The organism is Micromonospora sp. WMMD558 (assembly GCF_049315255.1).
Lineage (GTDB): Bacteria > Actinomycetota > Actinomycetes > Mycobacteriales > Micromonosporaceae > Micromonospora.
Map to the genome: position 1 here is coordinate 856,975 of NZ_CP186061.1, position 12,212 is coordinate 869,186.

The following is a 12,212-nucleotide window of genomic DNA, read 5'->3' on the forward strand; positions in this document are numbered from 1 at the left end:
GACGCTACTCGCCGCGCACCGGCGGGAAGAAGCCCACCCGCTCGTACGCGGCCCGCAGCGTCGGCGCCGCCGCGGCCCGCGCCTTCTCCGCTCCGGTGGCGAGCAGCTTGTCCAGCTGGGCGGGGTCGTCCAGGTAGGCCCGGGTGCGTTCCTGGACCGGGCCGACGAACTCGCGGACGACCTCGCCGAGGTCCTTCTTGAGGTCGCCGTAGCCCTTGCCGGCGTACGCGGCGACCAGGTCGTCGATGCTCCGGCCGGAGAGCGCGGCGTAGATGGTGAGGAGATTGGAGATGCCCGGCTTGGTGTCGGCGTCGAAGACGATCTCCCGGCCGGTGTCGGTGACGGCCGAGCGGATCTTCTTGGCCGACCGGGCCGGGTCCTCCAGGAGGTTGACGATGCCGGCCGGCGACGAGGACGACTTCGACATCTTGGCAGTCGGGTCCTGCAGGTCGGTGATCTTCGCGGTGTCCTTGACGATGTGCGGTGCGGGCACCGTGAAGGTCGGCCCGAACAGCGTGTTGAATCGCTGCGCCAGGTCGCGGGAGAGCTCCAGGTGCTGCCGCTGGTCCTCGCCGACCGGCACGGCGTGCGCCTGGTAGAGAAGGATGTCGGCGGCCTGGAGGATCGGGTACGTGAACAGGCCGACACTGGCCCGCTCGTTGCCCTGCTTCTGCGACTTGTCCTTGAACTGGGTCATCCGGCTCGCCTCGCCGAACCCGGTGATGCACCCCAGCACCCACGCCAGCTGGGCGTGCTCGGGCACCTGGGACTGCACGAAGAGCGTGCAGCGCTCCGGGTCCAGACCGACCGCGAGCAACTGCGCGGCCGCCATCCGGGACCGCTGCGGCAACTCCTTCGGGTCGTGCCCGGCGGTGATCGCGTGCAGGTCCACCACGCAGTAGAACGCGTCGTGGGTCTCCTGCAACGCCACCCAGTGCCGTACCGCGCCCAGGTAGTTGCCGAGGTGGAACGAGTCGGCCGTCGGCTGGATGCCGGAGAAGACACGCGGGCGGGCGGGTACGTCGGACATGCCGGCAATTCTGTCAGCAACACCCGGCGTCCGTCATGACGGGCCGGCGGGTCGCGCGTGCCCGGCCGGCGTGGGGGCGGTGACGGCGCGCCGGGGCTCGGGCAGGCGCGCGACGGAGACGGCGACCCGGGCGACGCGGCGCCCGTCGAGCGCGAGCACCCGCAACGACCAGCCGGCACCCGGCTGGTCGTTGGCGGGCCCGCCGCCGGCCGGCTCGGCGGTCACCGGCACCTCGTCGCCGACCACCGGCAACCGGCCCAGCGCCGCCATCACGAACCCGCCGACCGTCTCGTACGGGCCGGTCGGCAGGGTCACCCCGGTGCGTTCGGCGAAGTCGGCGAGGTTCAGCCGGCCGTCCACCATCGCGGGTAGCCCGTAGGTCGTGGGCTCGGGCGGGGTGTCGTACTCGTCGTGGAGCTCACCGACCAGTTCCTCGATCAGGTCCTCGCAGGTGACGATGCCGGCGGTGCCGCCGTACTCGTCGACCACCACCGCGAGGTGGTGCCCCTCGCGGCGCATCTCGGTCAGGGCCGGGAGCACGCGCTTGCTGCCGGGCAGCCGTTTGACCTCCCGGGTCAGCTCGCCGACGGTGGTGCACGGGTCCTGGTCCGGCCGCAGCAGCACGTCGCGCAGGTGCACGAAGCCGACCACGTCGTCGTGGGTGCCGTCGACCACCGGGTAGCGGGTGTGGGTCTCGAGCCGCACCAGCCGTTCCGCCTCGGCGATGGTGAGCGCGGCGGAGAGGAAGACCACCTCGGTGCGCGGCATCATCACCTCGCGGACCAGGCTCGCGCCGGCCACCAGCACCTCGTCGATGATCCGCCGCTCCACCGGGTCCAGCACGGTGGCCGCGGCGACCAGGTCGCGCAGCTCGTCCTCGCTGATCCGTTCCCGACCGGACGCGGGGCTGGCCCCGAGCAGGTCGGTGACCAGCCGGGTCGCGCCCGTGGCGACGCGGACCACGACGCGGGCGACCGCCCGGGCGACGGGCCCGGGTTCGCGGCGGGGCCGCCCCCGCGCTCGACGCCGGAGCCCGGGACCGCCCGCTTCCCGCATGAGAAGGATGGTAGACACCGGGGCCGCGGGAAACGGCCCATGTTCGACTCTGCTCAATCATGAAAGATTATGATGGAATGGCGGAGAGCCCGGGGTGCAGCACGCCCACCGCCGGCAGCCGTAGGGTGATCACCGAACGGCCACCGGCACGGCGGCCAGGCAGGAGGAGACCGACGTGAAACTGCTCGTCACCGGCGGCGCCGGCTTCATCGGCAGCGTGGTGACCCGGATGCTGCTCGACGCCGGCCACGAGGTCGTCGTCCTGGACGACCTCCGGACGGGCCACCGCGAGGCGCTCGCGCCCGAGGCCACGCACGTCGACGTCGCGCTCCACGACGTGGCCCGGGTGCTGACCCCCGACGCGGGCTTCGACGGGGTGCTGCACTTCGCCGCCCTGATCGCCGCCGGCGAGTCGATGGTCAAGCCCGAGCTGTACTGGCACAACAACGTCATCGGCTCGCTCGCCCTGATCGACGCGGTGCGCACCGCCGGAGTGCCGAAGCTGGTCTTCTCCTCCACCGCCGCCGTCTACGGCAACCCGACCGACCTGCCGATCCCGGAGACCGCGGTCACCGCGCCCACCAACACGTACGGGGCCACCAAGCTCACCGTCGACATGGCGCTCACCTCCGAGGCGGCCGGGCACGGCCTCGCCGCCGTCTCGCTGCGCTACTTCAACGTCGCCGGCGCGCACCTCGACGGCGACGTGGCCCTCGGCGAGCGGCACGACCCGGAGACCCACCTCATCCCCATCGCCCTCGACGTGGCCGCCGGCCGGCGGGAGAAGCTCCAGCTCTTCGGCGACGACTACCCCACCGTCGACGGCACCTGCGTCCGCGACTACATCCACGTCGCCGACCTGGCCCGCGCCCACCTGCTGGCGCTCGACGCGGCGGTCCCCGGCCAGCACCGCATCTACAACCTGGGCAACGGCAACGGCTTCACCAACCGCCAGGTGGTCGAGGTGGTCCGTGAGGTCACCGGTCACCCGGTCCCGGTCGAGGTCGCGCCGCGCCGCGAGGGCGACCCCGCCGAGCTGGTCGCCGCCTCCGACCTGGCCCGGGCGGAGCTGGGCTGGGTGCCGGCCAAGCCGACGCTGCACGACATGGTCCACGACGCCTGGGCGTTCTACCGCACCCACGTCCTGGAGGGGGCGTGACCGGCCGGTCCGTCTCGGAAGCCCACGCCGACGCCGACGCCGGCGACGGCACGGCCGGCACGACCACCGGCGTCACCGCCGACGTCGCGGCCCGTGCCACCGCCGGCTTCTGCTCCCGGTACGCCGCCGAGCCGGCGGGCCGCTGGGCGGCTCCCGGCCGGGTCAACCTGATCGGCGAGCACACCGACTACAACGACGGCTACGTGCTCCCCTTCGCGCTGCCGCTGCGTACCGTGGTCGCCGCCGCGGCGCGGGAGGACCAGGGCTGGACGGTCTGGTCGGAGCTCGCCGACCACCCGGTGGAGTTCGGGCCCGAGGCGGTCGACGAGCCGGGCCGGGTGACCGGCTGGGCCGCGTACGTGGCGGGGGTGGTGTGGGCGCTGCGCGACGCCGGGTACGCCGTGCCCGGCGCCCGCCTGGCGATCGCCTCCGACGTGCCGCTCGGCTCCGGGCTCTCCTCCTCGGCGGCCCTGGAGGCCGCCGTGCTGGCGGCCCTCGTCGACCTGGGCGGCCTCGACCTGCCCGCCGAGAAGCAGCCCCGGCTCGCGCAGCGGGCCGAGAACCACTACGTCGGCGCACCGACCGGGATCATGGACCAGTCGGCCGCGGTCCGCTGCCGGGCCGGGCACGCGCTGTTCCTCGACTGCCGCGACGAGTCGGTCGAGCACATCCCGTTCGACCTCGACGAGGCCGGCCTGGCCGTGCTCGTGGTCGACAGCCGGGCGCCGCACCGGCACGCCGACGGGGAGTACGCGTCCCGCCGGCGCTCGTGCGAACGGGCCGCCGCGGCGCTCGGGGTGCCCGCCCTGCGCGACGTGGCCATGGCCGACCTCGACGCCGCACTCGACCGGCTGCCCGACGACGAGACCCGCCGCCGGGTACGCCACGTCGTCACCGAGGACCAGCGGGTGCTCGACACGGTCACGTTGCTGCGTGCCGGTCGGGTCCGCGAGATCGGGCCGCTGCTCACCGCCTCGCACGCGTCCATGCGGGACGACTTCGAGATCACCGTCCCGGAGATCGACACCGCGGTGGAGACCGCCCTCGCCGCCGGGGCGCTGGGTGCCCGGATGACGGGCGGCGGCTTCGGCGGCTGCGTCCTCGCCCTGGTCGACGCCGATCGCGCCGTCGCCGTCGCCGACGCCGTCCGGCACGCGTACGCCGAGCGCGCCTTCACCGCCCCCCACACGACAACCGTCCTCCCCACCACCGGCGCCACCCGCCTGGGGTGAAAGGAAGGGCCCCTTCTTAACGCCTCAGGTAGAGGAGGGGTCCCTTCTTAACATCCGCCTCAGCCCGCCTCGACGATCATGCCGGCGCCGACCGTCCGGTTCGTCGTCTCGTCGATGATCACGAAGCCGCCGGTGGTGCGGTTGCGGCGGTACTCGTCGGCGAGCAGCGGCACCGTCGTCCGCAGCCGGACCCGACCGATCTCGTTGAGCTTCAACTCCCCCGCCGACTCGTCGCGGTGCAGCGAGTTGATGTCCAGCCGGTAGTGCAGACCCCGGACGATCGCCCGCGCCGAGCGGGTCGTGTGCTTGATCGCGTACCTGCCGCCGACCTGGAGCGGGCGGGTCTCGTCCATCCAGCAGACCATCGCCTCGATGTCCTGGGCGACGGCCGGGGCGTTGTTCGGCCGGCAGATCATGTCGCCCCGGGAGATGTCGATCTCGTCGGTCAGGCGTACGGTCACCGACATCGGCGGGAACGCCTCCGCGACCGGCCCGTCAGCGGTCTCCACCGCGGCGATCCGGCTGGTGAAGCCCGACGGCAGCACCATCACCTCGTCGCCCGGCTTGAGCACGCCCGAGGCGACCTGGCCGGCGTACCCCCGGTAGTCCGTGACGGTGGTCGACTGCGGGCGGATCACGTACTGCACCGGGAAGCGCACGTCGACCAGGTTGCGGTCGCTGGCGATGTGCACCCGCTCCAGGTGGTGCAGCAACGACGGCCCGTCGTACCAGGGCATGTTCTCCGAGCGGGAGACGATGTTGTCGCCCTTCAGGGCGGAGATCGGCACCACGGTCAGGTCGGGCACCTCGAGCTTCGCGGCGAACGCGGTGAACTCGTCGGCGATCCGCTCGAACACGTCCTGCGACCAGTCCACCAGGTCCATCTTGTTGACGCAGAGGACCAGGTGCGGCACCCGCAGCAGCGAGCAGAGGAACGCGTGTCGGCGGGACTGCTCGACCAGACCCTTGCGGGCGTCGACCAGGATCAGCGCCAGGTCGGCCGTGGACGCCCCGGTGACCATGTTCCGCGTGTACTGGATGTGCCCGGGGGTGTCGGCGATGATGAACTTCCGCCGCGGGGTGGCGAAGTAGCGGTACGCCACGTCGATGGTGATGCCCTGCTCCCGCTCCGCCCGCAGGCCGTCGGTGAGCAACGCGAGGTTCGTGTACTCGTCGCCCCGGGCCGCGCTGACCGCCTCGACCGCGGCGAGCTGGTCGGTGAAGAGCGACTTGGTGTCGTACAGCAGCCGGCCGATCAGGGTCGACTTGCCGTCGTCCACGCTGCCGGCGGTGGCGAACCGCAGCAGGTCCATCGGGCGGGCGGACGCGTCGGACCCGGCCGGCGCGATCGTCTCGGTGGTCATCAGAAGTAGCCCTCCCGCTTGCGGTCCTCCATCGCGGCCTCACTGACCCGGTCGTCACCGCGGGTCGCGCCACGCTCGGTGATCCGGGTGGCCGCCACCTCCTCGATGACCTTCTCCACCGTGTCGGCGTCCGAGCGGACCGCCGCCGTGCAGGACGCGTCGCCCACCGTCCGGTAGCGCACCCGCGCCTTGAACCGCTCCTCCCCCGCCCGGGGGCGGAAGAACTCGTTGACCGCGTACAGCATCCCGTCGCGTTCGATCACCTCGCGCTCGTGCGCGTAGTAGATCGACGGCAGCTCGATCCGCTCCCGGGCGATGTAGTGCCACACGTCCAGCTCGGTCCAGTTGGACAGCGGGAACACCCGGATCGACTCGCCCGGGTGGTGCCGCCCGTTGTAGAGCGCCCACAGCTCCGGACGCTGGTTCTTCGGATCCCACTGGCCGAACTCGTCGCGGAAGCTGAACACCCGCTCCTTGGCCCGGGCCTTCTCCTCGTCCCGGCGGGCCCCGCCGAAGAGCGCGTCGAAGCGGTGCTTCTCGACCGCGTCCAGCAGCACCGGGGTCTGGATCCGGTTGCGCATCCCGTCGGCGGACTCCCGCACCAGGCCGCTGGTCAGTGCCTCCGGCACGCTCGCCACGACGAGTTGCAGGCCCAACTCCTCGACCCGCCGGTCCCGGTACTCCAGCACCTCGGGGAAGTTGTGCCCGGTGTCGACGTGCATGACCGGGAAGGGGATGTTGGCCGGCGCGAACGCCTTCTGCGCCAGCCGCAGCATGACGATCGAATCCTTGCCGCCGGAGAAGAGCAGCACCGGGCGCTCCATCTCGGCGACCACCTCGCGCATCACGAAGATGCTCTCGGCCTCCAGCGCGTCGAGGTGGGAAACCTGGTACGCGGCCGTGGTGGTCATGACACCGACTCGATTCGCACGCTCATTTCCAGACCTTTCCGGTCGGACATGGGAAGAACAGGCGCTCAGGCTACCCGGAATGCCGCTGCAACGCTGCAAGCAACCGACTGGCGAGATCCTTACGGCAGACCAGCAGGTCCGGCAGCCGCGGGTCGGCCTCGTTGTATTTCAGCGCAGATCCGTCGATCCGGGAAGCGTGCAGTCCGGTGGCCGTCGCCACAGCCACCGGCGCCGCCGAGTCCCACTCGTACTGGCCGCCCGCGTGGATGTACGCGTCCACCTCACCGGTGACCACCGCCGCGATCTTCGCGCCCGCCGATCCCATCGGCACCAGGTGCGCGCCGACCTCCTCGGCCAGGTCGGTCAGGAACACCGGCGGCCGGCTCCGGCTCGCCGCCAGCCGGATCGTCCGCGCGCCACCCGCGGTGGCCGCCTCCAGCGTCATCGGCGGGTACGCCGGTGGGTAGTCCGTCCCCAGCACCCGGTGCTGCGCCGGCAGCCCGACCGCGCCCGCCACGAGCCCGTGCGGGGCGGGCGCGTTCCGCGCCCAGAGCGCCACGTGCACCGCCCAGTCCGAGCGCCCCTCCTCGGCGAACTCGCGGGTGCCGTCCAGCGGATCGATGATCCACACCCGGTCGGCCGTCAGCCGGGACACCGCCCCCTCGCTGACCTCCGCCGCCCACGCCAGCCGTGACCCCTCGTCCTCCTCCGACAGGACCGCGTCACCGGGCCGCCACTTCGCCAGCTCCGTACGGATCAGGTCGTGCGAGACCTTGTCCCCGGCCGACTTCAACGCGCCCGCGTCGGCGAACCCCATCTCGGCCCGCAGACCGAGCAGCGCCTGCCCGGCCCGGCCGGCCAGCCATCGGGCGAACGCCCCGTCGATCATCGGAGGACTGCCCATCACCCTGCTCCCGTCGCCGCACCCACGATCCGCGTCGCCCGAGCGAACCCCGCCAGCCGCCGCGCCACGCCCCAAAGGGCGCAGACTACCCGCCCCGACCCGCACGCCGGCCCCGCGCCGCACGAAAGCCTCGGGGCTATCCGCCGTGGTACAGGTTCTGCGTGGGCTCCACACCCCGGACGATGACCGACTCCACCACGTCCGCGGCCCGGTCCACCAGGAAATCCAGCTCCTTGCGCTCGACCGCGCCGAAATCCGACAGGACGAAGTCCGCCGGATCCTGCCGCCCCGGCGGCCGGCCGATCCCGAACCGCACCCGGACGTACTCCTTCGTGCCCAGCGACTTCGTCATCGACCGCAGGCCGTTGTGCCCGCCCTCGCCACCGCCGCACTTCACCCGCACCTGGCCGTACGCGATGTCCAGCTCGTCGTGGACGGCGATCACCTGCGCCGGCGGCACCTTGTAGAACTGCGCCAGGCTCGCCACCGGCCCGCCCGACAGGTTCATGTACGTCAACGGCTTGACCAGCACCAGCCGCGGGCCGCCGAACCCCAGCCGCCCCTCGGCGACCTCCGCCACCGCCCGCTTGTGCCGCCCGAACTTCGCCCCCACCCGCCCCGCGAGCAGGTCGGCCGCCATGAAACCGACGTTGTGCCGGTTGCCGGCGTACTCCCGACCCGGGTTACCCAGGCCGACCACCAGCCACGGCCCCGTCTCGTCCGTCACCGCCCGTTCCTTCCCGCTCTCGTCCGGCGGACCACCGCCGCTCCTCGCCGCCCCGATACGCCGACAGGCGCCCCCGAGGAACGGGGACGCCTGTCGCTGCGCAGCGGACCGATCAGGCCTCGGCCTTCGCCTCGGCGTTCTCCTCGCCCTCGGCGGCCGGAGCGCCGCCCTCGGCGCCCTCGGAGGACTCGGTCTCTTCGCCGACCTCAGCCTCGGCCTCCTCGGCGGCCTCCTCGACCTCGGGCAGCGTGGCCTCGAGCTGCTCGGCGGTCGGGGCGGCGGTCACCGCGGCGACCGGCAGCTCCGGGTCGGCGGCCAGCTCGACGCCGGCCGGCAGCTCGACGTCGGACGCGGTCACCTGGGTGCCCGCCTCCAGGCCCTCGATGGACGCCTCGAGGTGGTCCGGCACCTTGGTGGCGTCGGCGGTCACCGAGAGGGTGTCGTGGTCGTGCACGATCAGGGTGTCCTTCGCGGCCTCGCCGACCAGCTGGACCGGGACCTCGACGGTGACCTTCTCGCCACGGCGGACGAGCAGCAGGTCGACGTGCTCGAAGGTGTCCTTGATCGGGTCACGCTGGATCGCCTTCGGCAGCGCCAGCACCTGGGTGCCGTCACTCACCTCGATCGCAAAGAGCTGGTTCGCACCGCCCTTGCGGATCGCGGCCGCGAACTCACGCGCCGGGAGCGCGATGTGCTTGGGCTTCTCGCCGTGGCCGTACAGCACGGCGGGCACCTTGCCGGCCCGGCGGGTACGACGGGCACCACCCTTGCCGAACTCGGTACGGGGCTCGGCGCTGATCTTTACCTCGGACACGGGGAAACTCCTGATGCTTCGCTGCTGCGCTTGTCGTCTGGCGGTGCTGGGCGAGGGGCTCGCTGGGGCTCATGCGTCATGAACGACTGCCCGGAGCACCGCGTCGATGACGGCGCTCCGTGCGGTACTGAGTCAGCGGCCCGCAGGGCACCCTCGCCGTGGCAACCGCACCAGTCTACCCGAGCGGATTCTGCCCTCTCCGGCAGTCCCCTCGTCAGCGTTCCCGCCGCCGCGAACGACGGCGGGGAAAGCGCCGTGGTTCAGCTCAAACCACCGAAAAGGGTGGTCACCGAGCCGTCGTCGAACACCTCACGGATCGCCCGCGCCAGCAGCGGCGCGATCGACAGGACGGTGAGCTTGTCGAGCTGCTTCTCCGGCGGCAGCGGCAGCGTGTTGGTCACCACGACCTCGCTGATCGGGCTGTTCTTCAACCGCTCGGTCGCCGGGTCCGACAGCAGCGCGTGGGTGGACGCCACGATGATCTCCGCCGCGCCCGACTCCTGGAGGATGTCGGCCGCCTTCGTGATCGTGCCACCGGTGTCGATCATGTCGTCGACGATCAGGCAGACCCGACCCTCGACCTCGCCGACCACCCGGTTCGCCACCACCTGGTTCGGCTTGGAGGGATCCCGGGTCTTGTGGATGAACGCCAGCGGGCAGCCACCCAGCCGGTCGGTCCACCGCTCGGCCACCCGCACCCGGCCCGAATCCGGCGCCACCACCGTCATCGGCCGACCCGCGTACCGGCGCTCCACGTACTCCGCCAGGACGTCCATCGCGAACAGGTGGTCCACCGGCCCGTCGAAGAAGCCCTGGATCTGGGCGGTGTGCAGGTCGACGGTCAGGATCCGGTTCGCACCCGCCGTCTTCAGCAGGTCCGCGATGAGCCGGGCCGAGATCGGCTCCCGACCCCGGTGCTTCTTGTCCTGCCGCGAGTACGGATAGAACGGCAGGACCACGGTGATCCGCTTGGCCGAACCACGCTTCAGCGCGTCGACCATGATCAGGGTCTCCATGACCCACGTGTTGACCCCGTGCGTCACGGACTGCACCACGAAGGCGTCCGAACCGCGCACCGAGTCCTTGTAGCGTACGAAGATCTCACCGTTGGCGAAGTCGTACGCGTCGGCCGGCGTCGGCGCGACGCCGAGCACCTCACCGATCTCCTTCGCCAACTCCGGAAAGCCCCGCCCGGAGAAGAGCATCAGGCTCTTGCGGTTTTCGGCGACGATGCTGCCCATGGCCCGTCTGCTCCCGTAGGTCGGTGGTGCCCGGCGCGGTGGATGGCGGGCCGGGGACTAGTCGGTTGCAGTATCTCCCGCGCCGGACGCCCCGCCCACCGGCTCGGCATCCCCGTGGATTGCCTCACCTTCACTTGCCGGCAAACCGGGCGCCACCGCACCCTCACCGCCGCGCCGGGCGCGCTCGGCGGCCTCCGCGGCCGCCGTCCCGGCCCGCCGCTTGAGCACCCAGCCCTCGATGTTGCGCTGCCGTGCCCGGGCCACACCCATCGCGCCGGCGGGCACGTCGTCGATGATCACCGAACCGGCCGCCGTGTACGCGCCGTCGCCCACCACGACCGGCGCGACGAACATGTTGTCCGCACCGGTACGGGCGTGACTGCCGATGACCGTGCGGTGCTTGCGCACACCGTCGTAGTTCACGAAGACGGTCGCTGCGCCGATGTTGCTCTGCTCGCCGATCGAGGCGTCCCCGACGTACGTCAGGTGCGGCACCTTCGACCCGGCGCCGATCTCCGAGTTCTTCACCTCGACGAACGTGCCGACCTTGGCCTTCTCCGCCAGCCGCGCCGCCGGCCGCAGGTACGCGTACGGGCCGACACTGGCCCGCGGGCCGACCTCCGCCCCCACCGCGTGGCTGCGCACCACCGTCGCGCCCTGCCCGACCACCGTGTCCACCAGCGTGACGTCCGGCCCGACCACCGCACCGGAGCCGACCACCGTCGCGCCCTGCAGCTGCGTGTTCTGGTCGATCACCGCGTCCCGGTCCAGCGCCACGGTCACGTCGATCCACGTGGTCTCCGGATCGAGCAGGCTGACCCCGCTGCGCATCCAGGCCTCGTTCACCCGGTCGCGCAGCAGCCGCCGCAGCGCGGCCAGCTCGACCCGGTCGTTGCAGCCCAGCGTCTCCACGTGATCCGCCGCCAGGTGCACGGCCACCGGCTCACCGGCCGACCGCAGCAGGCCGAAGACGTCGGTCAGGTACTCCTCGCCCTGGTCGTTGTCCGTGGAGAGCTTGCCGAGCGCGTCCCGCAGCCGCACCACGTCGAACGCGTAGATGCCCGCGTTGATCTCCCGGATCTCCCGCTGGGCGGGGGTGGCGTCCCGCTGCTCCACGATCTGCTGGAGCCGCCCGTCGGCGTCACGCACGATCCGGCCGAGCCCCGTCGGGTCGGGCACCTCCGCGGCGAGCACCGTCGCCGCGGCGCCCTCCCGCTCGTGCGCCTCGACGAGCGCGCCGACCGTCTCCGGGCGCAGCAGCGGCACGTCGCCGTTGATCACCACCACGGTGCCGGCGGCGTCCGGAACGGCGTCCAGCGCGATCCGGACGGCGTGCCCGGTGCCGAGCTGCTCGGCCTGGAGCACGGGCGTGGCCTGCGGGGCGATCTCGGCCAGGTGCGCGCGGACCTGGTCGGCGCCGTGGCCCACCACGACCACCGTGCGGTCCGCGGCGAGCGGTGCGGCCGCGCTCAGCACGTGGCCGACGAGCGTACGGCCGAGCAGCGGGTGCAGCACCTTCGGCAGCGCGGACTTCATCCGCTTTCCCTCACCGGCGGCGAGCACGACGACGGTGCGGAGGTGGGGCTGCTGGGACACGACGTGGGCTCCCGTCGGGACGGCGACAGTCTCGCGGCCATGCTAACCAGACACCGAGGTGTCATTGGCATGACCGCCGCAATGCCGGAAGTGGTAGGAGCTGGGGTGCCTGGACTCGAACCAGGAGCTCAAGGCTCCAAAGGCCTGCGGGTTGCCATTACCCCACACCCCATGGAAA

At 72.1% G+C, this 12,212-nt stretch carries 11 protein-coding genes and 1 tRNA gene; 2 read left to right on the top strand and 10 right to left on the bottom strand.

Features of this window, described 5'->3' with window-relative positions:
- Positions 1–4 precede the first annotated feature (4 nt).
- On the bottom strand, positions 5–1,030 hold the full coding sequence (trpS, locus tag ACN26Y_RS04070; RefSeq protein WP_422734354.1) for a tryptophan--tRNA ligase: 1,026 nt from the start codon (positions 1,028–1,030) through the stop codon (positions 5–7).
- A 33-nt stretch (positions 1,031–1,063) separates the two neighbouring features.
- Complete coding sequence (locus tag ACN26Y_RS04075; protein WP_422734355.1) at positions 1,064–2,086, bottom strand: hemolysin family protein; 1,023 nt, start codon at positions 2,084–2,086, stop codon at positions 1,064–1,066.
- Positions 2,087–2,261: 175 nt separating this feature from the next.
- Here ACN26Y_RS04075 and galE point away from each other — a divergent pair, with 175 nt between their 5' ends.
- The gene (gene galE, locus ACN26Y_RS04080; RefSeq protein ID WP_422734356.1) at positions 2,262–3,245 is read left to right on the top strand and encodes a UDP-glucose 4-epimerase GalE; all 984 of its coding nucleotides are present in this window, start codon (positions 2,262–2,264) and stop codon (positions 3,243–3,245) included.
- The gene (gene galK / locus ACN26Y_RS04085; protein ID WP_422734357.1) at positions 3,242–4,477 is read left to right on the top strand and encodes a galactokinase; all 1,236 of its coding nucleotides are present in this window, start codon (positions 3,242–3,244) and stop codon (positions 4,475–4,477) included. The genes galE and galK overlap by 4 nt, the downstream gene beginning before the upstream one ends.
- Before the next feature lie 59 nt (positions 4,478–4,536).
- Here the strand turns inward: galK and ACN26Y_RS04090 are convergent, their stop codons facing one another.
- The 8 genes from ACN26Y_RS04090 to ACN26Y_RS04125 all read right to left on the bottom strand — a co-directional run bounded on the left by ACN26Y_RS04090 (position 4,537) and on the right by ACN26Y_RS04125 (position 12,206).
- A complete protein-coding gene (locus tag ACN26Y_RS04090) occupies positions 4,537–5,841 on the bottom strand; it encodes a sulfate adenylyltransferase subunit 1 (protein ID WP_155328968.1) in 1,305 nt (434 codons plus the stop codon).
- Positions 5,841–6,752 carry a sulfate adenylyltransferase subunit CysD gene (gene cysD, locus ACN26Y_RS04095; RefSeq protein WP_422734358.1) on the bottom strand — a complete coding sequence of 304 codons (912 nt, stop codon included), beginning with the start codon at positions 6,750–6,752 and terminating at the stop codon, positions 5,841–5,843. Before cysD ends, ACN26Y_RS04090 begins: the two co-directional genes overlap by 1 nt.
- Before the next feature lie 70 nt (positions 6,753–6,822).
- Complete coding sequence (locus tag ACN26Y_RS04100; protein WP_155328970.1) at positions 6,823–7,656, bottom strand: inositol monophosphatase family protein; 834 nt, start codon at positions 7,654–7,656, stop codon at positions 6,823–6,825.
- A 136-nt stretch (positions 7,657–7,792) separates the two neighbouring features.
- The gene (gene pth, locus ACN26Y_RS04105) at positions 7,793–8,383 is read right to left on the bottom strand and encodes an aminoacyl-tRNA hydrolase (protein ID WP_422734359.1); all 591 of its coding nucleotides are present in this window, start codon (positions 8,381–8,383) and stop codon (positions 7,793–7,795) included.
- A gap of 112 nt (positions 8,384–8,495) precedes the next feature.
- Entirely contained in the window at positions 8,496–9,197 is a 702-nt protein-coding gene (locus ACN26Y_RS04110) for a 50S ribosomal protein L25/general stress protein Ctc (protein ID WP_422734360.1), read from the bottom strand.
- Positions 9,198–9,457: 260 nt separating this feature from the next.
- Positions 9,458–10,438, bottom strand: a complete 981-nt coding sequence (locus ACN26Y_RS04115; RefSeq protein WP_155328973.1) for a ribose-phosphate diphosphokinase — start codon at positions 10,436–10,438, stop codon at positions 9,458–9,460.
- A 57-nt stretch (positions 10,439–10,495) separates the two neighbouring features.
- Positions 10,496–12,034, bottom strand: coding sequence for a bifunctional UDP-N-acetylglucosamine diphosphorylase/glucosamine-1-phosphate N-acetyltransferase GlmU (glmU, locus tag ACN26Y_RS04120; protein ID WP_155328974.1), 1,539 nt, complete (start codon positions 12,032–12,034; stop codon positions 10,496–10,498).
- 100 nt (positions 12,035–12,134) lie between these two features.
- Positions 12,135–12,206: transfer RNA gene (locus ACN26Y_RS04125), tRNA-Gln, on the bottom strand.
- Positions 12,207–12,212: the final 6 nt, after the last annotated feature.

What these genes read in the sequence shown, in the direction of transcription:
- ACN26Y_RS04090 (WP_155328968.1), bottom strand. Translation starts at nt 5,841, where the DNA reads ATGACCACCGAGACGATCGCGCCGGCCGGGTCCGACGCGTCCGCCCGC.
- ACN26Y_RS04115 (WP_155328973.1), bottom strand. Translation starts at nt 10,438, where the DNA reads ATGGGCAGCATCGTCGCCGAAAACCGCAAGAGCCTGATGCTCTTCTCC.
- trpS (WP_422734354.1), bottom strand. Translation starts at nt 1,030, where the DNA reads ATGTCCGACGTACCCGCCCGCCCGCGTGTCTTCTCCGGCATCCAGCCG.
- ACN26Y_RS04075 (WP_422734355.1), bottom strand. Translation starts at nt 2,086, where the DNA reads ATGCGGGAAGCGGGCGGTCCCGGGCTCCGGCGTCGAGCGCGGGGGCGG.
- cysD (WP_422734358.1), bottom strand. Translation starts at nt 6,752, where the DNA reads ATGACCACCACGGCCGCGTACCAGGTTTCCCACCTCGACGCGCTGGAG.
- ACN26Y_RS04100 (WP_155328970.1), bottom strand. Translation starts at nt 7,656, where the DNA reads ATGGGCAGTCCTCCGATGATCGACGGGGCGTTCGCCCGATGGCTGGCC.